This window comes from Pelagerythrobacter marensis, assembly GCF_001028625.1.
Classification (GTDB): Bacteria; Pseudomonadota; Alphaproteobacteria; order Sphingomonadales; family Sphingomonadaceae; genus Pelagerythrobacter; species Pelagerythrobacter marensis.
Genome location: NZ_CP011805.1, coordinates 707,707 through 731,237 on the forward strand (window position 1 = coordinate 707,707; position 23,531 = coordinate 731,237).

Genomic DNA, 23,531 nt, shown 5'->3' on the forward strand with positions numbered 1-23,531 from the left:
CAGTATCCACGACCATGGGGCATCTTGCCGCTCGGTGCGTTGCAAAGCGGGACAATTGCTGGCAAGGCTAATAATATTAGGCGGTCGCCATTGGCGACACTGGTTTAGTTGCATTGGGGTCGTGCAGTCGCACGGCGGACGTGGGGGCACCCGCAATGGCGAATCTGGACGAAATCGATCGGCGCCTGCTGGCCGAGTTGCAGAATGAAGGGCGTGTCACGAATGTCGAGCTGGCGCACCGCGTCGGCCTGACGGCGCCGCCGTGCCTGCGCCGCGTGCGCTCGCTGGAAGAAGACGGCGTAATCCGCGGCTATCATGCGGAACTGGACGCATCGAAGCTGGGCTTCGCGATCACCGTGTTCGCGATGGTCAGCCTGAAGAGCCAGGCCGAAGACGCGCTGCGCGAATTCGAAACGCACATGCAGGAACTGGCCGAAGTGCGCGAAGTGCACATGCTCAATGGCGAGATCGACTTCATCCTCAAGATCGTCAGCCGGGACCTGCAGAGCTTTCAGGAGTTCCTGACCAGCAAGCTGACCCCGGCCCCCAACGTGGCCAGCGTGAAGACCAGCCTGACGATCCGGACCAGCAAGCACGAACCGGGCGTGCCGCTGGAGTAGGGCCTACGGGGCGGTGCCGGAAAGCGGATTAACCACTGCCGCCGTTCGGGGCATCGTGCGGTTCCGTTCGGGCTGCTTGCTTCCGTTTCTGTTGATAGCGCTTGGTTTTCTTGGCTGGCTTACCGTGGTCGCGCTGGACGAGCGTTACGAGGTTGCGGCGGGGCATACCCGATATCAGGAATTCCTGGCGGCCCTGGCAGACATGCGATGGGACGGGATAAGCCTTCCCTTGCTAGCGCTTACGGCCTTGCTCGGCTTCGAGATCCTGAAACTGGCACGAAGATGGGTCGACACTGTGGCCCTGACCTACGACCACGAGCGCGTGGTCTTCCATCCCACGCTCTACAAGAAGTCGCTGAAATGGTCGGATGTCGCCCGCTTGCAGCATCGCGCAGGCGGCGTTCGCTCCGATCTCCTGATAGAGCTGAAATCGGGCCGTCGCCTGCGGGTGCGCAATTGCGAAGAGGACGACGTCGCGCGCCTGCTCGACTGGTACGAGGAAGCGCGCCGGGGCCAAGAGGACGCCGAGAAGCCTGCGCCTCGCGCTCCCGCGCTGTGAGCTGATTGGGCAGGCGCCGCTCAACGCGTTGCGCTGCCTGATGGGGTCCGCGTACCGCGACTTCGCGAACGACTGGCGGGGATGCGATCCTCCCCATTTGCGCCTGCGGCGAAAACGGGGAGGATATTTATCGTGTCAGGCCTGGCTGTCGGCGCTGCGTTCCTTCAGCCATTCCTCCAGCCACTTGATCGAATAGTCGCCGTTCAGCACGTCGGGCTGCTTGATCAGTTCCTGATGCAGCGGGATCGAGGTCTTCACACCCTCGACCACCATTTCCTCCAGCGCGCGGCGCAGGCGCATGATGCAGCGTTCGCGGTTGCGGCCGTAGACGATCAGCTTTGCGATCATCGAATCGTAATAGGGCGGAATGCGGTAACCGGCGTAGAGCCCGCTATCGACGCGCACGTGCATACCGCCGGCCGCGTGGTAGTAATTCACCGTTCCGGGGGAGGGGGCGAAAGTCCACGGATCTTCGGCATTGAGGCGGCATTCGATCGCATGGCCGGTGAAGGTGATCTCGTCCTGGCTGCACGACAGATCCTTGCCATCGGCAATGCGGATCTGTTCGCGCACCAGGTCGATCCCGGTGATCATCTCGGTCACCGGATGTTCGACCTGTAGGCGCGTGTTCATTTCGATGAAGTAGAACTCGCCGTCTTCCCACAGGAATTCGATCGTGCCCGCGCCGCGATAGGCCATGTCGGCCATCGCCTTCGCGCAGATGCTACCCATGCGGTCGCGTTCTTCGGGCGTGATCACGGGGGAGGGCGCTTCTTCGAGAACCTTCTGGTGGCGCCTCTGCAACGAACAGTCGCGTTCGCCTAGATGGATTGCGCCGCCGCGCCCGTCGCCGAACACCTGGAATTCGATATGGCGCGGATTGCCGAGGTACTTTTCGATATAGACGGTGGCGTCGCCGAAAGCGGCCTTGGCCTCGCTGCCGGCCTGTTTCATCAGGGTTTCGAGCTGGTCGGGCCCCTCGCAGACCTTCATCCCGCGTCCGCCGCCGCCGCTGGCAGCCTTGATGATGACGGGATAGCCGATTTCGCCCGCGATCCGCCGCGCTTCGTCGTAATCGGATACGGCGCCATCGCTGCCGGGGACGAGCGGCAGGCCCAGCGCGCCGGCGGTGCGCTTCGCTTCCACCTTGTCGCCCATCGTGCGGATATGTTCGGGCTTGGGCCCGATCCACTTGATGTCGTGCGCCTCGACGATCTCGGCGAACTTGGCGTTTTCGGACAGGAAGCCGTAGCCGGGATGGATCGCGTCGGCCTGCGCGATCTCCGCCGCGGAAATGATGTTGGCGACGTTGAGGTAGCTTTCATTCGCCGGCGGCGGGCCGATGCAGACGGCGTGATCGGCCAGCCGCACGTGCATCGCGTCGGCATCGGCGGTCGAATGCACGGCGACCGTTTCGATGCCCATTTCGTGCGCCGCACGGTGGATTCGCAGCGCGATTTCGCCCCGGTTGGCGATAAGGATGCGTGAAATGCCCACGGTTCGCCTCAGCCGATGACGATCAGCGGCTGGTCGAATTCGACCGGCTGCGCGTTGTCGACCAGGATCGCCTTGATCGTGCCGGCCTTGTCGGCGACGATCGGGTTCATCACTTTCATCGCTTCCACGATCACCAGGGTATCGCCCTGCTGCACACTGTCGCCGACCTTGACGAAAGGATCGGCGCCCGGCTCGGCGGCGAGATAGACGGTTCCGACCATCGGCGATTTCAGTGCGCCGGCATGATCGTCCGCCGGCTGTGCCGGGGGCGTGTCGCCTGCCGGGGCGGCCGGGGCCGGCGCCGCAGGGGCGGGGGCCGGCGCGGCGAAAGCGGCAGGTGCCGCAGCCACGCCGCCGCGCGAAACGCGCACCTTGCGATCGCCATCCTCGACCTCGATTTCGGTAAGCCCTGTGTCCGCAAGCATTTCGGCCAGTTCACGGACCAGCGCGGTATCGACGTTCATGCCGGGCTTGCGCCCGGCGCTGCCTTTGTTTTCGGCCATTAAACAACCCTTGTTCGTTTCGAACGCCCGCCTATGCGCGGCTCTGCCCGGGCTGGCAAGGGGGCGAGGGGGACGAGATTACAATTCCGTAACGCTATCCAGCGCGACCAGATAGGACCTCGCGCCGAGGCCTTTCACCGTGCGCGCCGCCGCTTCACCAACATAGGAATGATGGCGAAACGGCTCGCGCGTTGCGGGATCGGACAGATGCACCTCGATCACCGGGGTGCGGATCGCCTTCACCGCGTCGAGCAGCGCGATCGAGGTATGGGTATAGGCGGCGGGGTTGAGCAGGACCGCCCGCGCCCCTTCCGCCTGCGCCTCGTGCAGCCAGTCGACCAGCATCCCTTCATGATTGGTCTGGCGCATGTCGATCGTCAGCCCCAGCTCGCGGGCGCGATCTTCCAGCATGTCGGCAATATCGTCGAGCGTGTCCGAACCATAAATCTCCGGCTCGCGCAGGCCCAGCAGATTGAGATTGGGTCCGTTGAGGACATAGACGGTGTTGGACATCGGTCAGTAGTGCCCTTTGCATTGAACGATTTCCAGCCTTTGATCGGGATGCTTCCCGGCGATGCGGTAGACGAGACGATCCCGGTGGTTAATCCGCCGGGACCAGAGGCCGGCAAGCTCGCCCCGAAGCGGCTCGGGCTTGCCCAGTCCCTTGAAGGGATTTCTTCGGCATTCCTCGATCAGGCCGTTCAGGCGGAGCAGTGTTTTTCGATCATTCGCGCACCAGTACCGGTAATCTTCCCAGGCGTGGGAGGAGAAGACGATCTTCACGGATGGACCAGATCGTGCTCGCCACCTTCATCCTGATCGAGTTCGGCAATGCTTTCGCGCAGCCGCCGGGCATTCTTCGGACTCGCCATTAGATGCTCGGTCTCGACAATAGAATTCCATTCGGACAGCGAGACCATCACCACAGCCTCTCCATTGCGGCGGGTGACGACCACTTCGGAACGGTGGTCCACCACCTTGTCCATCACGCTCTTCAGGTTTTTGCGCGCATCGCTGTAGGTCATCACATCCACGGCCTGTCTCCTTGCAAGCTATATGTACATTTAATTGTACAAATGCAACGAGAATGGGATCAGTTCTCGACGCCCTTTGCCTTCCCCCACTGCCGGGCGGCGGTATAGCCGAGGTAGCCGGTGCCGAAGAGCATGTAGAGTTCTTCGGGCAGGCCCCGCAGATAGGCGGTGATGCCGGCGCCGATATTGCGTGCGGCTGCGGGGTCGAAGGCGGAAAGCACGCCCATCGGCAGGGCGAACAGCAGCAGGACGTACATGACATAGAGGAAGCTGGGCCGGGCGCGGCTGGTCCAGGGATCGCGCGAGTTTGCCTCTGCCACGATGGCGGAAAGGCGGGTCTCGATCCGTTTCAGTTCCTGCGTTCCTTCGAGCTGGAGCAGTTCGAGCTTGGCCCGGGCGCGGGCTTCCTTGTCCGGGATCACCTTGTCGATGATCGCGGCCATCGGGCCGATAAGCGATTCGATGAGAGGCATGGCGAGCTCCATATTTGCGAGTCGCCGGAGTAGATAACCATATAGGTTCGTGTAGGAAAGTGCTTTGTCGCTTTAGGCGTGCAATCCGGCATCGGCGAGCAGATTGCGTGCCAGGACCAGATGTGGCCGATCGAGCATCGCGCCATCAAGGCCCACCGCGCCCGCGCCCGGGTTGGCATCGAATGCGGCGATGACTTTGCGGGCATGGGCGATTTCTGCCTCCCCCGGGGTGAAGGCCTCGTTGATAACCTCGACTTGCGCCGGATGGATGGCCAGCATGCCGCGGTATCCCTGGCTGCGAACCATCTGCGCCCGGTCGCGCAGGCCTTCCAGGTCGCGGAAGTCGGCCTGAATCGTCTCGATCGCCGCGACCCCGGCTGCCGCCGCGCCCAGCAGGCACAGGCTGCGCGCCAGCTCGAATGTCGGCATGTACTGTCCGTTGGGCCCGAACTGGACGCGCGCGCCGAGGGCGGAGGACAGGTCCTCTGCACCCCAGCTCATCGCGGCGAGCCGCGGCGCGCCCTCGTAATCGCCGGTGCGGAACATAGCCCGCGGGGTTTCGGTCACCAGGGCGGCTACGCGGGTCTGCCCGGCGGCGATTCCGTTTGCGGCCTCCAGCCGGGTAAGATGCGCGTCGAGCGCCTCGACGTCGGCCTTTCCTTCGGCCTTGGGCAGCATGATCCCGCCCGGGGCGGCGGGGATGACAGCTTCCAGATCCGCCAGCGTCTCACCCCCGGACAGTGGATTGACGCGGACCCACAGCCGCGAGCGATCGTCGCGCGCGGTGAGGAAATCGCGCACCAGCGCGCGCGCTGCCGGCTTGTTTTCGGGAGAGACGGAATCTTCGAGATCGAGCAGGACGATATCGGCGGGGCCGTCGGCGGCCTTGGCCATCTTCCGCTCGCTGTCGCCCGGCGCGAACAGCCATGATCGTATCCGCGGCAAGGGGCGGGCACTGCTGGGGCTGGAACCGGGCGTAGTCATCGGCAAATCCTCCATGCCGCGCGCTAGTGGCGAAGCGGGGAGGGCGCAAGACCGGCGAAGGGCGCGGGGTGCCGACGCGCGCAGGGCACGGCATGTCGAACCGCGCTTGCCCCGCCTTTCCGCACGGCTGATCCCCCACGTGGGATCGATCGGGAAGAGAAAGGGCGGGAATGATCCGGACGGGACGGCTGCTGGCAATGCTGGTGGCGTGCCTTGCACTGGCCGCCCCCGCGTGGCCGGACGCGCCGCCATCGGCGACACGCACTGCCATCGTTGGCGCGGCCGTGATCGACGGTACGGGCGCGCCGCCGCGCAGTGACATGGTCGTCGTAATTGAGGGCGAGCGAATTTCCGCCGTTTCGCCGCGCAAGGATTTCGTGCCGTCCGCCGGCATGAAGATCATCGACGGTGCGGGGAAGACAATCGTTCCCGGCTTCGTCGGCATGCACGATCACACCCATGTGCCGGGCAACACCTTCACCGGCAATGTCGCCGCGAGCCTGTGGATTGCAGGCGGCGTGACCACGGTCATGACCGCAGGCAGCGCCGAACCCGAACGCGAGCTGGCGCTGGCCCGCGAAATCGCGCGGGGCGAGCGCATCGGGCCCGAAATCTTCGCCAGCGCGCCCTATATCTCCGGGCCGGGGGGCAGCCCCGCAATGGTCAGCCCGGCGAATGAAGCGGAGGCGCGGGCATTCGTTCGCGGCTGGCGCAAGCGCGGTGTCCGGTGGTTCAAACTCTACCGGCATACCAGGCCCGCGATCGGGGCGGCAGTGATCGATGAAGCGCACAGGCGCGGTGGCCGCGTGACCGGACATCTGTGTTCAATCACTTTCGCAGAGGCGGCGGCAATGGGTATCGACGGGATCGAACACGGTCTGACCTCCGCCAGCGACCTGGTGCCCGACAAGCAGGTGGGAACCTGTCGTTCGGCCGTGCCCCTGCTCGACACTCTCGATCTCGACAGTCCGGACGTCGCGCGCCTGATCGAAACGCTGGTGGCACAGGGCGTGACGCTCACATCGACCCTCCCGATTCTGGAAGGTCGATTCGCCCATCGGCCGCAGGGCGATGCGCGCAGTCTGGCCTTGCTGACGCCCGCCGCGCGCGAGCGGCTGGCGATCCGCAGGCGGCAACTGGAAGCCGATGCGGCAGGCACCGTGTGGACGCCGGCGGTCTGGCAGAAGGTTCTCGCGTTCGAACGGCGCTTCGTGGCCGCGGGCGGCACGCTTCTGATGGGGCCCGATTTCGGGCGGCATGCGGTTCCCGGCTTCGGCAACCAGCGGGGGTTCGAACTGCTCGTGGAAGCGGGGTTTACGGTGCCCGAAGCGGTGCGGATCGCAACGCTGAACGGTGCCAGCGCGCTCGGCATCGGCCACCGCGTCGGCCGGATCGCGCCCGGATTCGAGGCGGACCTGATCCTGATAGCCGGCGATCCGGTGCGGCGCCCGCGCGATATCCGCAAGGTCGAGACCGTCTTCGTCAACGGACATGCAATCGCCCCGGCACCGCTGATCGAAGCGGCGCGCGGACGTTTCGGTCCACAATGATCGCCATGGAACTGGAGATGCGAATGATCAGGTTGTTGCTGTCCGCCGTCCTCGTCCCGCTTCTGGCGGCCTGCGCGCCACACCCGGCGCAGGCCGCGGATGGCCAGGCGTCAGGCGCAGAACGACGGATCGCGATCACGCTCGACGACGCGCCGCTGGGGCCGGGTGCGCGCGGCGACCATGATCGGGCCGATGCGCTGATCGCCGGCTTGCGGGCGAGCGGGGTGCAGGCCGCGTTCTTCGTCACGACCGATGGCTTTGCCGAACTCTCCGACGGCCGCGATCGCGTTGCCCGTTATGGCCAGGCCGGCCATCTGATCGCCAACCACACCCATAGCCATCTCCGCCTGAGCGCTTCCGACGCAGAGGCGTTTCTTGCCGATGTCCGATCGGCGGAATCGCTGCTCGAAGGGCTGCCGAACCGCAGGCCGTGGTTTCGCTACCCCTACCTCGACGAAGGGCGGCAGGATCGCGGCAAGCGGAACGCGGTGCGCGCCGGATTGGCCGAATTCGGGCTCGCCAATGGCTATGTCACCGTCGACACTTATGACTGGCATTTCGACCGTCGCTGGGCGCAGGCAGTGGCCGAGGGAGCGGAGGTCGACGAGACGGCGCTGCAGGCGGTCTATATCGCAATGATCGTCGACGCAGCCGAACATGCCCACGGCCTGGCTGCGGCGTGGTTGCCGCAGCAGCCGGTGCATACGTTGTTGCTGCATGAAAACGATGCGGCCGCCGCGTTCCTGCCCGCTGCGATCGCTGCCCTGCGGGACAAGGGGTGGACGATCGTTTCGCCCGATGCGGCCTACAATGATCCGCTGCCCGATTCCGATAGCGGCTTTACCGGCATGGGCCGCGTCGCAACGCTCGCGCTGGGCGCAGGCGCACGCGGTGCCGAGGCGTTCGATCACTGGTCGGCATCCGAAGAGGCAATCGACCGGCGGCTGACGGAAACGGGGGCGATAAAGCTCGCGAGCGAACCGCCCGACCGATGACGCGCTGCGCAACCGCCCGCGCGCGCCGGGCGCCTGGCGAACGGGCTCGCGGGGGAGGGCGAACGCGATGGGTTTGGTTGAAAGACCAGAGCTGCTCTGACCAGAGCCAACTCCTGAAACCACTGGTCGGGACGACTGGATTCGAACCAGCGACCCCCACACCCCCAGTGTGATGCGCTACCAGGCTGCGCTACGTCCCGTATCCAGTGGAGGGCGGCCCTATAGGGTGCCGGTCCGGCGGTGGCAAGCGCCGATCTTCGCGCTGTGGGAGATGCGCGATTCGTTGCCCTCATCTTGCAATGCTGCTAGGCGCGCCCACTTGATCGGCGGGGAGGCGAAGGGCCGGTAACGCACCGGAACCGCGCGCATCCCCGCACATGTTCTTGGCTCAAGCTCGATAGGCACATTTTCATGCTCGATTTCCTTGCCGCGGCGGCCAGCGCAGATGCGCCGCCCGCGTGGATCCAATGGCTTCCGATCGTCGGCATGATCGCGATCTTCTGGTTCCTGATCATCCGCCCGCAGATGCGCCAGCAGAAGCAGCATCGCGAGAAGATCGCCGGGATCAAGAAGGGCGATCAGGTCGTCACCGCCGGCGGGATCGTAGGCAAAGTCGTCAAGGTGGACGACAACTACGCCGATATCGAAATCGCGCAGGGTGTTCGGGTCAAGACGGTGAAGAGCACCATCGGTGACATCGTGCCGCCCGGCGGCGCGGCGGCGAACGACTGAGCGGGGCCGGCGGATGCTCGATTTCCCGCTTTGGAAGCGCGGCTGGTTCTGGGGGCTGACCCTGGCCCTGACGGCACTGGCGCTCCCATCCATCTTCTCGCTTTCTGGCGCCCGCTGGCCCGCTGCCTTGCCCGACCCGGAGGTTAACCTCGGGCTCGATCTTGCCGGCGGCAGCCATATTCTGCTGGAAGCCGACCCGACCGAAGTCGCCGTGCAGCGTTTGCGCAATATGGAGGAATCGGTCCGCTCGACCCTCCGCCGGGCAGAACCCGCCGTCAGTTTCGGCGATGTATCGACCGCCGAAGGGCGGCTGAGCTTCATGGTGCAGAGCGTCGCGGATGTGGATCGCGCACGCTCCTTGCTCGAACCGCTGTTGAACGGCGAAGGTCTGGTTCGCGAATGGAACCTGACCGTTGTCGACGAAACGCGCATTGTCCTCACCCCGACCGAGGCGGGGCTGGAAGCAGCAGTCAATGCCGCGATGGATTCGTCGCAGGACGTGATCGACCGGCGCATCAATGCGCTGGGTACGCGCGAACCGACGATCATTCGCCAGGGCGAAAACCGCATCGTGGTTCAGGTCCCCGGGCTGGAAGATCCCGATCAGGTCAAGGAACTGGTGGGGCGCACGGCCAAACTGGAATTCAAGCTGGTCAATGAAAACGCCCTGCAGACCGATCTGGCGCAAGGAATCGCCGAACCGGGCCAGCAGATATTTCCCTATGCCCCCGACAGCCCCTTCTTCGGACAGAACGTTGCGGTTTACCGCCTGGGCGGGATCGATGGCGGATCGCTGATCCGCGCGCAGGCGAGCCGCAATCAGGATAACGAAGACGTCGTCGTCATCCAGTTCGACCAGCAGGGCGGCAATCGTTTCGCCAAGCTGACGTCCGAAAATGTCGGCAAGCAGTTTGCGATCGTCCTCGACGGCGAAGTCATCTCCGCGCCGGTGATCAACGACCGGATCCTCAGCGGGGTTTCCGAAATTTCGGGCAGCTTCACGCCCGAAAGCGCGCAGCAGCTTGCGATTTCGCTTCAGTCCGGTGCCCTGCCGGTCGATCTGACCGTGGTCGAGGAACGGACCGTGGGGCCGGACCTTGGCGCTGAGTCGATCCGGCTGGGCCTGCTGGCGATGCTGGTGGGCTCCATCGCAGTCGTCACCCTGATGATCGCGTCCTACGGTCGCTTCGGCGTCTATGCGACGATCGCGTTGATCTTCAACGTGCTGATGATCCTGGGCATCATGGCGTTGATGAACACAACGCTCACGCTGCCGGGCATCGCCGGTTTCGTGCTGACGATCGGCGCGGCGGTGGATGCCAACGTGCTGATCAACGAACGCATACGCGAAGAACGCAAGCGGGGCAGGCGGGTGATCGCCGCGGTCGAAAACGGGTATCGCGAGGCAAGCCGCGCGATCTTCGACGCCAATATCACCAACTTCATTGCCGGCGTCCTGCTGTTCATGTTCGGCACCGGGCCGATTCGCGGGTTCGCGGTCGTGCTGATTATCGGCCTGTTCACCAGTGTCTTCACCGCCGTTTCGCTCACGCGCATGTGGGTGGCCGGCTGGCTGCGCAGAACGCGGCCGCAAGACCTGAACATTTAAGGGAGACGACCGATGAAATTGCTCAAACTCGTCCCCGACGATACCAACATCAAGTTCCTGCGCTGGCGCGTGCCCTTCTACGTGGTCAGCATCCTGCTGATCGCGGCGAGCTGGGGCCTCGTGCTGACGAAGGGGCTGAATTACGGCGTCGACTTTGCCGGCGGCCTGAACATCACCGCGACTTTCACCGAAAGCACGGAAGCGCCGGTCGGCGACCTGCGCGACACGGTTTCCGAACTGGGGTACGGCGAGCCGGTCGTTCAGCGCTTTGGCGATGACAACCAGGTTTCGATCCGCGTTCCCCTGCCCGATAGTGTGGAGGGTAATCCGGAAGCCGCGCAGAATATCGCCAATGCCATCGTCGCCGAGCTGGAGGCGAGCTTCGCCGATTTCCGGCTGGATGGTAACGAGAACGTTTCGGGCAAGGTATCAGACGAATTCCGCAGCGATGCGGCCTTCGCACTGATCGCCGCGATGCTGGCGGTGGCGCTCTATATCTGGATCAGGTTCGAATGGCAGTTCGGGGTCGGCGCGCTGTTTGCGCTGTTCCACGACGTGTCGCTGACGCTGGGCATGTTCTCGCTGTTCCAGCTCGAATTCAGCCTGCAGATCATCGCCGCGATCCTGGCGATCATCGGGTATTCGCTGAACGATACGATCGTGGTTTACGACCGCATCCGCGAAAACCTGAAGAAATATCGCAAGATGCCCACGCCGGAACTGCTCGATCTGTCGGTCAACGAAACGCTGGCGCGCACGGTCATGACCTCACTGACGCTGCTGATCGCGCTGGTGCCGCTGTTGGCATTCGGCCCGGCGAGCCTGTTCGGCATGGTCGCGGCGATCACGCTGGGCATTTTCGTGGGCACATACAGCTCGGTCTATATGGCGGCGCCGATCCTGATCTGGCTGGGTGTCGACTCGCACAGTTTCGTGCCGACCGAGACCGAGGCCGATAAACAGGACAAGATCGCTCGCGGCGAGGCCTGATATCGCCGCGAGCCCGGTGCGCTAGATCAGGCCGTTGTAAATATGGGCGAGCCGCGCCGCATGGGCCGGCCATCCGAACCCGTCCACCGTCGTCGCGACCCGTTCGCGCGGCGGTGGATCGGCGAAGAGCTTGCGCAGCGCAGCGGCAATCGCGTCGATGTCGCGCGCGACGACGTATCCGGCATCGGGGCTGGTCACCAGCTCGCGGGCGCCGCCGGCTTCGGAAATGACGATCGGCGTTCCGCAGGCGAGCGCTTCGACCCAGGCATTGGCCAGCCCCTCCTTCTTGGACGGCAGCACCATCGCGTCGGCAGCGGAAAGGATGACCGGCAGGGTGTCGTGATCGACCGATCCGACGAAGTGCACGCGTTCGTCCACGCCGAGGTCGCGCGCCAGCGCACGCAGGTGCTTCTCGTCCTCCCCCTTGCCAACCAGCAGCAGGCGAGTGCCCGGAATGCCGGCGATCGCGCCGATAACCAGATCCTGTCCCTTGCGGTCGATCAGCGCACCGACAGTCGCCACGATCCTGTCGTTTTCACCAAGGGGGACGTTCAGTTTTTCGCCCAGCTTCGTGCGAAGGCCGGAATGGGCCAGAGGGCGGAACCTGTTCCGGTCCAGGCCGGTGTAATGGATCGCGATCTTGCCCGGCGGCATCCCCAGCGCGACCATATCGTCGGCCAGGGCCTGTGAAACCGACAGCAGGCCGCGCGCACCGGCGGCTGCGTCCAGCATCTGTTCGCGGGCGAACCCCTTGGTGCCCCATAGTGTGATGTCCGAACCGCGTGCCTTGATCGCGTAGGGCAGGCCAAGCTGTTCCGCGATCCATGCGGCGGCCGGTCCGTCGGGATAGAAGAACTGTGCATCGACCAGATCGAACGGGCGGCGTGCGTGCAGTTCGCGCACGAGCGGCAGCACCGCGCGCGCAATCATGCTGGGATTGATGCGCCCGCCCATGCGCGGCACCAGCAGATAGCTGGGGCGGTGCACATCGACGCCGTTTTCCACCCCGTCCACCGCCGCCGCGGCGAGTGCGCGATAGCGGCCCAGCGCGAGTGGGGGGATGCCGATGGGATTGATCAGGGTCACATCCCAGTCCTCGCGCGCCGAAAGCGCTTCGAGCGAGCGGGCGACGAAAGTTCCGAACTGGGGCGTGGAGGCGTTGGGGTAGAGAGTCGAAATCGACAGTAGGCGGCGAGTCACAAGCGGCGCACCAGCATTTCGGCCACTGCCAGCCACTCCGGCGAATCGACGACCTGCTGTTTCTCGCCCGCGCCGGGCGGTAGGATACCCACCAGCGCGCCCTTGCGGTCGATCAGCCGGCCGAATGCGAACCGGCCGCCCTTGCGCGGCACCAGAACGTCGCGGTTGATCGCCTTTGCAGCTTCCGCCGGATCGATCCGGCGCATCCATATCTGGTCACCGGCGAGATAGGGTCCGGTTGCGCCTTCCACGGCCAGCACGACCAGCGGCGCATCGCCGCCGATGTCGGTTGGCGGAATGGCATCGCGCGTCCGCGCCAGGGCTTCCGTGCCGCCCGCTGCGAGCGTGGCGATGACCTGGGCATGGGCGGTTCCTTCGGCCCGGACGAGCGCCTCGGGCGAAACGCCCAGCGCCTTGCCGATCCGATCCATCCATTTGGTGGAAAGGTTGCGCATCCCGGTTTCGAGGCGGCCGATGGTCTGCGCAGTGGTGGGCGGATCGCAGGCTTCGGCAAGGTCTGCCAGCGTCAGACCTTTCTCCTTGCGAATATCGCGGATGCGATTGATCACGGCGCTCTCCCAATAACCAAATTGGTTTTCACTTTCCTACAGGTATCGCCATTTGGCAAGCCTCGATTCGCCAATCGAATTGAGGAGCAGCCAATGCCGCGCAAGCTAGTGGAACGTGAACTGACGGGGGAGGGGCCGCGCCGCACAGGCGATGTCCGGGGCAAACGGCGCACGGTCACGGTCAACCTCGCCGAATCCCCGCTGTCGTGGCTGCATGCGCGGGGGCACATCGACGACCGCCTGTTCGCTGCGGGCGAGTGCCTGCGCGCCGATTACGAGCGCGCGCAGCTGTCGCCGGGGGTGACGATGCGGTGGGACCCGGTGCGGATCAAAGTGCGCGGCGGCAGTCCGGGCCTGTCCCCGACGGAGCGGCAGATCGCGGCGAAGCAGCGGTTCGATGCGGCGCTGGCACTGGCGGGGCGGGGGCTGACGGATATACTCTGGCGCGTGGTCTGCGGATGCGAGAGCCTCGCCGATGCCGAACGCGCCCTGGCCTGGCCCGCGCGCAGCGGCAAGGTGGTGCTCAGGATCGCGCTGGACCGGGTGGCGGATTTCTACCGCATCGGCTGAGGCGTTCAGAAACGAAGCAGCTGGATCGCGGTCAGCAGAACCTTGGCCGATGCGACGAGCAGGATCACCTTCAGCAGGCGCGGGTTCTGGATCGAGGCCCGCTTGCGCAATGTCCGGGCCTTCAGGATCAGGGCGGTCCGCGCCTCCGCCCCGCGCTCGCGGCGCGCGGCGGCCATTGCGCGGTGGGCGTGGAGATGGAGCCACACGACATAGATCGCCGCGAGGCCGAGCAGGATATCCGCACCGAGGGAGAGTTGCTGCACGATGCGAGCGGCCTATTCGATCGTGATGTGCAGATCCTTGCCCAGCGCGACCGCGATCCGGGCAAGCGTGGACACGTTGCAGTCCTTGCCACTGGCAAGGCGCGAGAGGTTGCCGGGATCGAAACCGATCGCGGCGGCAATCTTGCGCAGGCTCCGCCCGTCTTCGTTCAGCGCCCGGCCGATGGCATAGGCAATGGCATCTTCGGCGTCGGCTTTCGCAATCTCCGCCAGTTGTTCGCGCGAAAGGTCGCGCGCGGCGCGGGACGGTGCCTGCTCTTCAGTGGCGAAAGATGCGACCATGATGCCCTCCGGAGGCCAGATAGTTGAGCGTTGTATTTATACACAACATCCATGTTCGTCAAGGTCGCGGGAGCGCCGGGGCTCGGGTGCGTCTAGTCGCGCAGCAGGAGCGAAAAATCGGCGAAACTGCCGGTCTCGTGGTCGATAAACGCAAAGCCGGCACCCAGATCGCTCTCCGCACCGATCCACGCGATGCTGCCGCACCGGTCGCGATGGAGATAGAGCATGATCGCGGCGATATGCCCCATGGAACGTTCCGGCGTCGGGCCGATGCCCATGGGGCAGAGGTAGTTTCCGGGCTGGCCGGGTATGCCGCGCAGCCTGTTCATCCACAGTGACTGGAGCAAGCGGCCTTCGCGGCGCGGCCAGGAATGGTCGCCTTCGCTGCCGAGTGCATGGCCGATCGTGTGCGGAAGCCCGTCGACGATCACGCGCGATCCGGCGGTTTCCTGAAAGCGATTGAAGCGCCGCGCAAACCGGCCCAGCAATGCGCGCGCGGCCAGGATCTCGCCATCGTCGCAGTCGCCCAGATAGTCTTCTTCCAGCGCCTGCGCCTGCAACAGATTGATCAGACCGTCGGAAACGCGGAAGGTCAGCATGGCTAGCCTTCTACCAACTCCGCGAGTTCGAGCCAGCGTTCCTCTGCAGCGTCTTTCTCCGCGCGCGCGTTTTCGAGGCCCTTGCTGATATTGGCGAATTTCTGCGGGTCGCGGGTAAACAGATCGGGGTCGGCCAGGATTTCCTCGCCGCGCGCGATGGCCGTGTCCAGTTCCTCGATCCGGGCCGGAAGCTGTTCGTAATCGCGCTGGTCCTTGTACGACAGTTTGGCCGACCGGGGCGGAGGGGGTGGGGGCGGGGCAGATGGTGAAGATCCCGAACCGCCGCCCGATTCCCTGCCGCCGGCCCCCTTGGCCCGCGCGGGGGCGGAGCGTTGCCTGCGCTTCGCTTCCCAATCCTCGTAACCGCCGGCGACGATGTCGACGAAGCCAGTGCCGTCGAGGCCCAGCGTCAGCGTCACGGTCCGATCCAGGAAGTCGCGATCGTGGCTGACGATCAGCACGGTGCCTTCGTAATCGGCGATCACTTCCTGCAACAGGTCCAGCGTTTCCAGATCGAGATCGTTGGTCGGCTCGTCCAGCACCAGAAGGTTGGATTTGCGGGCGAATTCGCGCGCCAGCAGCAGCCGGCTGCGTTCCCCGCCCGACATGATCCCGACCTTGGTGTCGACCACTTTCGGATCGAACAGAAATTCCTTGAGATAGCCCTGCACATGCTTGCGCACGCCGCGCACGTCGATCCAGTCGCCGCCTTCGGCCAGGACCTGGCGGACCGTCTTGTCGGCTTCCATCAGGCTGCGTTGCTGGTCGATCATCACCCCGGCCAGCTTTTTCGAAATTTCGATCGAGCCGGCGTCAGGCGAAATCTCGCCTGTCAGCAACTTGAGCAAAGTGGTCTTGCCGGCACCGTTCGCGCCCACCACGCCGATCCGGTCGCCGCGCTGGATGCGCAGGGTGAAGTCGCGGATGATCGTGCGTTCGTCATAGGATTTCGAAACCTTCTCGGCCACGATCACCGACTTCGACTTGAAATCCTCTTCGGTCGCGAGGCCCAGTTTCGCAGTGCCTTTCGGCGCGATCATTGCTGCGCGCTGGGCCCGCATCTGCCCCAGCTTTTCCAGCCGCCCCTGGTTGCGTTTGCGCCGCGCTGTAACCCCGCGTTCGAGCCAGTGCGCTTCTATCTTCAGCTTGGCGTCGAGCTTTTCCGCGGCGCGCGCTTCTTCGGCATAGACCTGTTCTTCCCAGGCTTCGTAGCCGCCGAAGCCGACTTCCTTGCGCCGCAATTGCCCGCGGTCGAGCCAGATCGTCGCGCGCGTCAGGCGTTTCAGGAAAGTCCGATCGTGGCTGATGACGACGAATGCGCCCTTGTACCGGTCCAGCCATCCTTCCAGCCAGTCGATCGCCGCGAGATCGAGGTGATTGGTCGGCTCGTCCATCAGCAGCAGGTCCGGCTCCTGTGCCAGCGCCTTGGCAATGGCCGCCCGGCGCCGTTCCCCGCCGCTGGCGCCCTTCGCCGGAGTGGCCATGTCGATGCCAAGCTGGCCGGCGATGGCTTCCACTTCGTGTTCGGCCGGCGCATGGGGGCCGATCAGGGCGAAATCCATCAGGGTTTCGCAGCTGGAGAAATCGGGTTCCTGCTCAAGCAGAACGATGCGCGTGCCGGGCTTGATCTTGCGCTGTCCCCGATCGGCTTCGATCCGGTCGTCGATCAGGCGGAACAGCGTGGTCTTGCCGGCACCGTTGCGGCCGATCAGCGCCAGCCGGTCGCGCGGGCCGATGTGCAGGTCGATGCCGCCCTGATCCGGGCCGCCGAACAGCCAGCGGCCGCCCTGCTGCAAGCCCAGGCCTTCCCAGGAAAGGATCGGTGGTTGTGCCATGAGGCGCGCGGGTTAGGCGAGGGCGGCCCGTGCCGCAAGCGGCGAAAGCCCTACTCGCGGTTCACAGCCTGCTGCGCCTTTTGCGCCGCGACCATTTCGGCCACGCTTTCGAGCAGGGCAGGGGCATCGTAAACGATCCCGTCCTTGATCGTCCAGCGCACGCCGCCCACCGTTTCCAGCCGGTTCGTTTCACGATTGAGCCGCGTGTGCCCGGTGCCGTAAAGAACCTTGAGATTGTCGAGCGGGTTTTCGGGCACGATCACCAGATCGGCCAGCTTGCCCGGCGCGATGCTTCCCATTGGCGGCTCGATCCCTTTCGGCTCGTAGATCTCGCGCGCGCCGTTGATCGTCGCGGCCTGGATCACTTCCAGCGGGTTCAGCCCCGCCTCGCGCAGCATTTCCAGTTCGCCGATATAGGCGAAGCCCCATGTCTGGTAGATATAGCCGGGATCGGACCCGGCCGTGACCCGCCCGCCCTTGTTCTTGAACTCGTTGGTCAGCCGCATCCAGGGCGCATAGAACCGCCGCCAGGCCACTTCGTCCTCGCTCGACCAGTCGTGGTAATAGCTGCCGTGATTGGTCAGGCTGGGTTCGTAGAAGTCCATCAGGGCGGGCAGGGTGTACCTGTCATGCCATTCCGCCGTCCGCATCCGCATGACGTCGCGGCTGGCGGAATAGATGTTGAAGGTGGGGTTCAGGGTAACGTCGCTGTCGACCAGAAAGTCGACGTATTCATCCCATTCCTCGCTGCCCGGTTCGACGATCTGATCGGCCAGGCGCGCGACCCAGGCGAAGCGGTCCTGTTCGTCGGCGTAGTTGTAGCCGGCCGGATACCGGGGCACGACGCCGTCGGCCAGCAGGCTTTCGAAATGACCGTAGAAGTGCGTTACGCTGTCGAGACCGAGTTCGACCGCCTTGCGCGCATTGACCTGCGCCACGCCCATCTGCGCAAGGTGGGCGACGGTGCCGAGCTGCTGCTCGTCCGCCTCATCCAGCGCCGCGGCCAGAACGGCGGGCGTCTGGCCGTTGAAGAACTTGATCCCGTGATAGCCGGCGGCCTTCGCCCAGCGAACCCACTCGCGCGCCTTGGCCGGGGTGTCGGGCGCGCCGCCGCTCCACTTGTCGCCGAACACGGCATAGGGAATCAGCCGCGGGGCGGCGATCGCATTGGCTTCGCTGCGCGCGGTATCGGACAGGTCGGGCTGATCGGGCCCGAAATAGAAGGAGACGCCGCGCACGGTGGTCACCCCATGGGCCAGCCACAGCTTGTAGCCATAGCTGGGCTGCGGCGCCTTGCCCGGATCGCCGTTGTGGCCGTGGGTGTCGATGAACCCGGGCAGGACGTACATGCCCTGCGCATCGATCACGCGTGCGGCGCGGTCCAGTACGTCCTGCGGGGCGCCGCCGGTATGTACGGCGGCAATCCGGTTCCCTTCGATCACGATGTCGGCAGGGCCGACCGGCGGTGCACCGGTGCCGTCGATCATCGTCGCCCCCTGGACGATCAGCATCGGGAACGGGCCGCTGCCTTCGCCGGGCAGACGGTCGGGCACCGGTTCCATCGCCGCCTGGGCGGCAAGCGGCGCGCTGCAGGCCAGCAGCATTGTTGCGATTGCGCGCATGATCGTGGTCAAAGCGTATTCCCTCCCTGTCGCCTGCCTCTATCGCTGCGTTGTAACGCAGGAACAACCCGGTTCATCGACGCGTAATCGGAAGGGACGCATTACGCGCGGCCAGAATGAAGGAGAACCTTTACATGATCCGTCACGCCATCCCCCTGTTCGCCGCGACTGCGCTTGCTTCGATACCGTTCGCCGCGCCCGCGCAGGCCGCCGAAGTGCAAATCCAGGCGCAGGGCCCGGTCGTCGAACTGACGGTGAACGAGATTGTCTATGGCGAACCCGACGTGGCGCAGATTGGTGCCGGGGTATCGACCCGTGCCGATACCGCGCAGGCGGCCGTGCGCCAGAACGCGGCGGCAATGGCGAAAGTCATCGCGAAGCTGCGCGATCTGGGAATCGCGGCGCGCGACATTCAGACGTCCAACTTCAACCTCAACCCGCAGTACGATTACGATCGCGAAGGGGGAGTGCGCACTTTCGTCGGTTACGACGTGAACAATCAGGTGCAGGTCAAGCTGCGCGACCTCGATCGTGCGGGCGAAGTGCTCGATGCCCTGGTTTCTGCCGGTGCGAACAACATTTACGGCCCCAATTTCATGTTGGAAGCGGACGATGCGGCCAAGCGCGAAGCGCGCGGTAAAGCCTATCGCAAGGGGCAGGAAATGGCGCGGGAATATGCCCGCATGGCCGGATATTCCGATGTCCGCCTGCTGGAAGTGTCCGAAACTTTCCAGTCATACGGCGGGCCGCAGCCGGTCGCGCTGCGCCAGAGCGCGGAAAGCGGCGATGCCGGCACGCAGATTGCGCCCGGTGAAGTCGGCACCGGCGCGACGGTGACGGTGAAGTACGAGATGACGCGATAACGGGGGACGTGTTGCTGAACGGGACGGCGCGGCAGTATTCAGAGCTTGTTCAATCGTTTTGGTCTAGGCAGGTTGACGTCATGCGAAAGCTCATCGTCTCCTGCCTTGCCGCCACCTTTGCGATAACCGGTTTCGCCGCGCCCCCCGCCTATGCCCAGTCGCTCGACGATCAGAGCGATGCGCGGCGCGAGATGCGGGCTGGCAACCAGTTGCGCCTGGCCGACATCGAACGGCGCGTGGTCCCGACGATGCGGGATTCGGAATATATCGGGCCGGCCTACGATTCGACTGCCAAGGTCTATCGCCTGAAGTTCATTCGCGATGGCCGGGTCATTTTTGTGGATGTCGATGCGCGGACCGGCCGCGTCGTGCGTCGCAGCCGCTGATGAATGCGCGGCTGTTCGGGCGGAACCTTCGGGTTCGCACCTGTGTTGACGCATTCGGCGCGAAAGCCCACTTAGCAAAGGCCTGATCCAAGGGGCGGAAGCCCGATCCAGGGGGAACGACCGGCAATGCGCATACTGATAGTCGAGGATGAACCGACACTCGGCCAGCAGCTTAAATCGACGCTCGAACAGAACGGCTATGCCGTCGATCTGTCGACCGATGGTGAAGATGGCCATTTCCTCGGTTCGACCGAGGATTACGATGCCGTCATTCTCGATCTCGGCCTGCCCGAGATTGACGGGCTGACCGTGCTCGGCATGTGGCGGCGCGAAGGGCGCACGTTCCCCGTTCTCGTCCTGACCGCGCGCGACAGCTGGTCGGACAAGGTCGCCGGGCTCGATGCCGGGGCGGACGACTATCTCGCCAAACCGTTCCAGACCGAAGAGCTGATCGCTCGCCTGCGCGCGCTGATCCGGCGCGCTTCGGGCAACACCTCGAGCGAGCTGACGGCCGGCGATGTCCGGCTCGACACGCGATCGGGCCGGGTCACGCTGAAGGGCGAACCGGTCAAGCTGACCGCGCAGGAATACAAGCTGCTGAGCTACCTCATGCACCACAAGGGCAAGGTGGTCAGCCGGACCGAGCTGATCGAACATATCTACGATCAGGATTTCGACCGCGATTCGAACACGATCGAGGTCTTCGTTACCCGCATCCGCAAGAAACTGGGTGCGGATGTGATCACCACCATCCGTGGCCTCGGCTATAGCCTCGACGATCCCGCCGACGCCCCCCGCGCCTGACGATCCGGATCGCGCGCCCGCCACTGGCGAGGCCGCGCCGGACGTGGGCGGGGGCGACGGCGTTGGCCCGGACGGGGCCGCGCCGCATACGGGCAGCCTGGCGCGGCGGATGCTGCTCATCGCGGCGGGCTGGATTCTCGTGCTGCTGCTCGGCGGCGGGATTGCGCTGGAACGGACGCTGACCGGCCAGGTCGAACGCAGTTTCGACGAGCGGCTGGGCTATCTGCTCAACACGATGATCGTGATTTCCGAAGTCGCCCCCGATGGGGAAGTCTACTTCATCCGCCCGATCGGCGAACCGCGCTTTCTCGAACCCAACAGCGGCATGTACTGGCAGATTACGGCCGAAGGGCGCGAGGGGTTCGAATCCTACTCGCTGGAACCCTCGCAGTCGCTGTGGGACCGCACGCTGACCCCGCGCGGCGGACATCTCGACAATGCGCCGCACTATTACGACAATCGGGAATTTCCCGAAGAGCCGCTGCGGGTGGTCGAACGCAGCGTGATCCTGCCCGACAGCGATACGACCTGGACGTTCATGGTCGCTGCGGCGCGCGAAGATCTCGATGCCCAGATCGTGCGCATCCGCTCCATCCTGATCTGGAGTTTTGCCGCGCTCGGCCTCGGCCTGTTCGGGATGGCGGTGCTGCAAAGTTATTACGGCCTGCGCCCATTGCGGCGTATCCGGGCCGCGATCCAGCGCATTCGCACGACAGGCAGCAATCGCGTGTCCGATCCCCTGCCGCTGGAGGTGCAGCCGCTGGTGGAAGAGCTGAACATGCTGCTCGCCCATTCGGAACGGCAGGCGGAAGAGGCGCGGACCCATGCGGGCAACCTCGCCCATGCGCTCAAGACCCCGCTGACCGTGGTCAACAATGCCGCGACCGCGCAGGCGCCGGACCTTGCCGATACCGTGATCCGCGAGGCGCGGACAATGCGCCGCCACGTCGACCATCACCTGGCCCGCGCGCGCGCGGTTGGCAGGCGCTCGGTCGGCCACGCGCGCACGCCCGCCTGCGACAGTGCAGAGGCGGTGCGCCGCGCGGTGGAGCGCCTCTATCCCGACGTGCGCTTCGATATCGACGGCAACCGCCAGGCGCGCGTCGCGATCGAGCGGCAGGATCTCGACGAGATCCTCGGCAACCTGATCGAGAACGCGGCGAAATACGGTGGCGGCAGTGTCTTCGTCACGATCGACGCGGAGCCTGATGCGGAACGCTGCGTGATCTGGATCGAGGACGACGGTGCCGGCATCCCCCCGGCGGAGCGCACGCGCATCTTCGATCGCGGCGCGCGGCTGGATACGGACAAGCCGGGCACCGGCCTCGGCCTCGCCATCGTGCGCGATGTCGCGGAGATATATGGCGGCGCGGTCGAACTGGGCGAGAGCGAGGACCTGGGCGGCCTGATGGTCAAACTGATCCTGCCCCGCGCCGGTTGACCGTCCAGTCGATCGGCGCAGGAGATCGCAACCGTCAGCGACCGCGCGCGCGCTCGTGGTGGCGAATGACTTCGTCGATGATGAAGCGCAGGAACTTCTCCGAGAACTCGGGATCGAGCTGCGCGTCTTCCGCCAGGGCGCGGAGGCGAGCGATCTGCTCGGTCTCTCGCGCCGGGTCCGCCGGGGGCAGGGCGTTGATCGCCTTGTATTCTCCAACGGCCTGAGTGATGCGGAAGCGTTCCGCCAGAATGTGGATCAGGGCGGCATCGATATTGTCGATGCTGCGGCGGAAGGCGGCGAGCTGCGCGTTGTCTGCGGCGGTGGCGTCGTTCGCTTCGTGGAGTGCGGAATCGGGCATCGAAAGCGGGCTTATCACGCGCTTGCGAACAATTCCAAGCTTGCCAAGCATGGCCCGGGGAAGCAATGCGGGCGCGACATGACAGCCGACGTCGTTCCCCTTCGCCGCACCCCCGCCGACCCGCGTCCCACGCTGGAGCCGATGCTTGCGCTCACCGCGAACGGGATGAATTCGGTCAACGCCGTGATTCTCGAACGGATGCAGAGCGAAATTCCGCTGATTCCGCGCCTTGCGGGCCATCTGATTTCGGGCGGGGGCAAGCGTCTGCGCCCGATGCTGACGCTCGCCGGGGCGGAACTGGTCGGTTATCAGGGAACGCGCCACTATCGCCTGGCCGCCGCGGTGGAGTTCATTCACACCGCGACCCTGCTGCACGACGACGTGGTCGACGGCAGCGAGCTGCGGCGTGGCAAGGCGGCGGCCAATATCATTTTCGGCAACCCGGCCACCGTGCTGGTCGGCGATTTCCTGTTCAGCCGCGCCTTCGAACTGATGACCGAGGATGGCAGCCTGAAAGTGTTGAAGATCCTTTCGGGCGCCAGCGCCGTGATTGCCGAAGGCGAAGTCTCGCAGCTGACGGCGCAGCGCCAGATCGAAACGAGCGAGGAACGCTATCTCCAGATCATCGGCGCGAAGACCGCCGCGCTGTTCGCCGCCGCCAGCCGCATCAGCGCGGTCGTGGCCGAATGCGGGGAGCGGGAGGAACAGGCGCTGGACGATTACGGCCGCAACCTGGGCGTCGCCTTCCAGCTGGTCGACGACGCGATCGATTACGATTCCGATGCCGCTGAAATGGGCAAGGACCGCGGCGACGATTTCCGGGAAGGCAAAATGACCCTGCCGGTGATCTTCGCCTATGCCCGCGGCACGGCGGAAGAACGCAAGTTCTGGCAGGCAGCGATTGCCGGCCATCGCAGTTCGGATGCCGATCTGGAACAGGCAGTCGATCTGATCGACAAGTACGACGCGGTCGAGGCGACTCGCGAGCGGGCCCGTCACTTTGCCGCGCGTGCGGTCGATGCGATTTCGATCTTCCCCGATGGGAAGGCGCGCGCCGCCATGGCCGAAGCCGCGCATTTTGCGGTCGCGCGCGGGTATTGATCCCTTCTTTCGATCTCGCCCTTGCACGAGCGGGCGAAGGATGAGGGATCGCAGGCCCTGACGCCGCATCGACG

At 65.1% G+C, this 23,531-nt stretch carries 28 protein-coding genes and 1 tRNA gene; 13 read left to right on the top strand and 16 right to left on the bottom strand.

Translation table 11 applies throughout. The features are described 5' to 3' along the window. Window positions 1-155 precede the first annotated feature (155 nt). Window positions 156-620, top strand: coding sequence for an Lrp/AsnC family transcriptional regulator (locus AM2010_RS03410; RefSeq protein ID WP_047805881.1), 465 nt, complete (start codon window positions 156-158; stop codon window positions 618-620). A gap of 91 nt (window positions 621-711) precedes the next feature. Further along, window positions 712-1,179, top strand: coding sequence for a hypothetical protein (locus AM2010_RS03415; RefSeq protein WP_150115225.1), 468 nt, complete (start codon window positions 712-714; stop codon window positions 1,177-1,179). A 135-nt stretch (window positions 1,180-1,314) separates the two neighbouring features. Here the strand turns inward: AM2010_RS03415 and accC are convergent, their stop codons facing one another. The 7 genes from accC to AM2010_RS03450 form a co-directional block, all read right to left on the bottom strand. Further along, window positions 1,315-2,676: an acetyl-CoA carboxylase biotin carboxylase subunit gene (gene accC / locus AM2010_RS03420; protein ID WP_047805883.1), complete on the bottom strand. Its 1,362-nt coding sequence runs from the start codon at window positions 2,674-2,676 to the stop codon at window positions 1,315-1,317. An 8-nt stretch (window positions 2,677-2,684) separates the two neighbouring features. Further along, entirely contained in the window at window positions 2,685-3,179 is a 495-nt protein-coding gene (accB, locus tag AM2010_RS03425) for an acetyl-CoA carboxylase biotin carboxyl carrier protein (protein WP_047805884.1), read from the bottom strand. Between the two features lie 78 nt (window positions 3,180-3,257). Then, entirely contained in the window at window positions 3,258-3,692 is a 435-nt protein-coding gene (locus tag AM2010_RS03430) for a type II 3-dehydroquinate dehydratase (protein WP_047805885.1), read from the bottom strand. Between the two features lie 3 nt (window positions 3,693-3,695). After that, window positions 3,696-3,962, bottom strand: a complete 267-nt coding sequence (locus tag AM2010_RS03435; protein ID WP_047805886.1) for a Txe/YoeB family addiction module toxin — start codon at window positions 3,960-3,962, stop codon at window positions 3,696-3,698. After that, window positions 3,959-4,204 (bottom strand): type II toxin-antitoxin system Phd/YefM family antitoxin, encoded by a 246-nt coding sequence (locus tag AM2010_RS03440; RefSeq protein WP_236699442.1) that lies wholly within the window; start codon window positions 4,202-4,204, stop codon window positions 3,959-3,961. The genes AM2010_RS03435 and AM2010_RS03440 overlap by 4 nt, the downstream gene beginning before the upstream one ends. A gap of 68 nt (window positions 4,205-4,272) precedes the next feature. After that, window positions 4,273-4,686 (bottom strand): holin family protein, encoded by a 414-nt coding sequence (locus AM2010_RS03445; protein ID WP_047807659.1) that lies wholly within the window; start codon window positions 4,684-4,686, stop codon window positions 4,273-4,275. 72 nt (window positions 4,687-4,758) lie between these two features. Further along, complete coding sequence (locus tag AM2010_RS03450; protein ID WP_047807660.1) at window positions 4,759-5,670, bottom strand: HpcH/HpaI aldolase/citrate lyase family protein; 912 nt, start codon at window positions 5,668-5,670, stop codon at window positions 4,759-4,761. 170 nt (window positions 5,671-5,840) lie between these two features. On the opposite strand from AM2010_RS03450, the gene AM2010_RS03455 reads away from it, so the two are divergent. Next, window positions 5,841-7,220: an amidohydrolase family protein gene (locus AM2010_RS03455; protein WP_047805888.1), complete on the top strand. Its 1,380-nt coding sequence runs from the start codon at window positions 5,841-5,843 to the stop codon at window positions 7,218-7,220. 23 nt (window positions 7,221-7,243) lie between these two features. Continuing rightward, complete coding sequence (locus tag AM2010_RS03460; protein WP_160325568.1) at window positions 7,244-8,215, top strand: polysaccharide deacetylase family protein; 972 nt, start codon at window positions 7,244-7,246, stop codon at window positions 8,213-8,215. 123 nt (window positions 8,216-8,338) lie between these two features. Here AM2010_RS03460 and AM2010_RS03465 read toward each other — a convergent pair. Continuing rightward, a tRNA-Pro gene (locus tag AM2010_RS03465) sits at window positions 8,339-8,415 on the bottom strand. Between the two features lie 211 nt (window positions 8,416-8,626). Between AM2010_RS03465 and yajC the strand changes: the two genes are divergently transcribed. Genes yajC through secF form a run of 3 tightly spaced genes read left to right on the top strand, consistent with a single transcriptional unit; the run spans window position 8,627 to window position 11,546 of the window. Then, window positions 8,627-8,947 (top strand): preprotein translocase subunit YajC, encoded by a 321-nt coding sequence (gene yajC / locus AM2010_RS03470; RefSeq protein ID WP_047805889.1) that lies wholly within the window; start codon window positions 8,627-8,629, stop codon window positions 8,945-8,947. 13 nt (window positions 8,948-8,960) lie between these two features. Next, entirely contained in the window at window positions 8,961-10,556 is a 1,596-nt protein-coding gene (gene secD / locus AM2010_RS03475; protein WP_047805890.1) for a protein translocase subunit SecD, read from the top strand. 12 nt (window positions 10,557-10,568) lie between these two features. Then, on the top strand, window positions 10,569-11,546 hold the full coding sequence (gene secF, locus AM2010_RS03480; RefSeq protein WP_047805891.1) for a protein translocase subunit SecF: 978 nt from the start codon (window positions 10,569-10,571) through the stop codon (window positions 11,544-11,546). A 21-nt stretch (window positions 11,547-11,567) separates the two neighbouring features. Here secF and AM2010_RS03485 read toward each other — a convergent pair whose 3' ends face one another. Then, window positions 11,568-12,746, bottom strand: coding sequence for a glycosyltransferase (locus tag AM2010_RS03485; RefSeq protein WP_047805892.1), 1,179 nt, complete (start codon window positions 12,744-12,746; stop codon window positions 11,568-11,570). Then, the gene (locus tag AM2010_RS03490; protein ID WP_047805893.1) at window positions 12,743-13,315 is read right to left on the bottom strand and encodes a helix-turn-helix domain-containing protein; all 573 of its coding nucleotides are present in this window, start codon (window positions 13,313-13,315) and stop codon (window positions 12,743-12,745) included. Before AM2010_RS03490 ends, AM2010_RS03485 begins: the two co-directional genes overlap by 4 nt. Before the next feature lie 93 nt (window positions 13,316-13,408). Between AM2010_RS03490 and AM2010_RS03495 the strand changes: the two genes are divergently transcribed. After that, the gene (locus AM2010_RS03495) at window positions 13,409-13,885 is read left to right on the top strand and encodes a DUF6456 domain-containing protein (protein ID WP_047805894.1); all 477 of its coding nucleotides are present in this window, start codon (window positions 13,409-13,411) and stop codon (window positions 13,883-13,885) included. A gap of 5 nt (window positions 13,886-13,890) precedes the next feature. Here the strand turns inward: AM2010_RS03495 and AM2010_RS03500 are convergent, their stop codons facing one another. The 5 genes from AM2010_RS03500 to AM2010_RS03520 form a co-directional block, all read right to left on the bottom strand. Continuing rightward, window positions 13,891-14,148 carry a hypothetical protein gene (locus AM2010_RS03500; protein ID WP_047805895.1) on the bottom strand — a complete coding sequence of 86 codons (258 nt, stop codon included), beginning with the start codon at window positions 14,146-14,148 and terminating at the stop codon, window positions 13,891-13,893. 12 nt (window positions 14,149-14,160) lie between these two features. After that, window positions 14,161-14,448, bottom strand: coding sequence for a helix-turn-helix domain-containing protein (locus AM2010_RS03505; RefSeq protein ID WP_047805896.1), 288 nt, complete (start codon window positions 14,446-14,448; stop codon window positions 14,161-14,163). 92 nt (window positions 14,449-14,540) lie between these two features. After that, window positions 14,541-15,047: a hypothetical protein gene (locus AM2010_RS03510; protein ID WP_047805897.1), complete on the bottom strand. Its 507-nt coding sequence runs from the start codon at window positions 15,045-15,047 to the stop codon at window positions 14,541-14,543. Window positions 15,048-15,049: 2 nt separating this feature from the next. Continuing rightward, window positions 15,050-16,882, bottom strand: a complete 1,833-nt coding sequence (locus AM2010_RS03515) for an ABC-F family ATP-binding cassette domain-containing protein (RefSeq protein ID WP_047805898.1) — start codon at window positions 16,880-16,882, stop codon at window positions 15,050-15,052. Window positions 16,883-16,932: 50 nt separating this feature from the next. Beyond that, window positions 16,933-18,504 carry an amidohydrolase family protein gene (locus AM2010_RS03520; RefSeq protein ID WP_047805899.1) on the bottom strand — a complete coding sequence of 524 codons (1,572 nt, stop codon included), beginning with the start codon at window positions 18,502-18,504 and terminating at the stop codon, window positions 16,933-16,935. 116 nt (window positions 18,505-18,620) lie between these two features. Between AM2010_RS03520 and AM2010_RS03525 the strand changes: the two genes are divergently transcribed. From AM2010_RS03525 to AM2010_RS03540, 4 genes are all read left to right on the top strand, one after another. Then, a complete protein-coding gene (locus AM2010_RS03525; protein ID WP_236699395.1) occupies window positions 18,621-19,367 on the top strand; it encodes an SIMPL domain-containing protein in 747 nt (248 codons plus the stop codon). A gap of 80 nt (window positions 19,368-19,447) precedes the next feature. After that, window positions 19,448-19,753 carry a PepSY domain-containing protein gene (locus AM2010_RS03530; protein WP_047805900.1) on the top strand — a complete coding sequence of 102 codons (306 nt, stop codon included), beginning with the start codon at window positions 19,448-19,450 and terminating at the stop codon, window positions 19,751-19,753. Window positions 19,754-19,879: 126 nt separating this feature from the next. After that, the gene (locus tag AM2010_RS03535) at window positions 19,880-20,557 is read left to right on the top strand and encodes a response regulator transcription factor (protein ID WP_047805901.1); all 678 of its coding nucleotides are present in this window, start codon (window positions 19,880-19,882) and stop codon (window positions 20,555-20,557) included. Further along, on the top strand, window positions 20,508-21,998 hold the full coding sequence (locus AM2010_RS03540; protein ID WP_420834968.1) for a sensor histidine kinase: 1,491 nt from the start codon (window positions 20,508-20,510) through the stop codon (window positions 21,996-21,998). The genes AM2010_RS03535 and AM2010_RS03540 overlap by 50 nt, the downstream gene beginning before the upstream one ends. A gap of 34 nt (window positions 21,999-22,032) precedes the next feature. Here the strand turns inward: AM2010_RS03540 and AM2010_RS03545 are convergent, their stop codons facing one another. Next, window positions 22,033-22,356, bottom strand: a complete 324-nt coding sequence (locus AM2010_RS03545; RefSeq protein ID WP_047807663.1) for a chorismate mutase — start codon at window positions 22,354-22,356, stop codon at window positions 22,033-22,035. A gap of 78 nt (window positions 22,357-22,434) precedes the next feature. Here AM2010_RS03545 and AM2010_RS03550 point away from each other — a divergent pair, with 78 nt between their 5' ends. Next, entirely contained in the window at window positions 22,435-23,457 is a 1,023-nt protein-coding gene (locus AM2010_RS03550) for a polyprenyl synthetase family protein (RefSeq protein WP_047805903.1), read from the top strand. Window positions 23,458-23,531 lie beyond the last annotated feature (74 nt).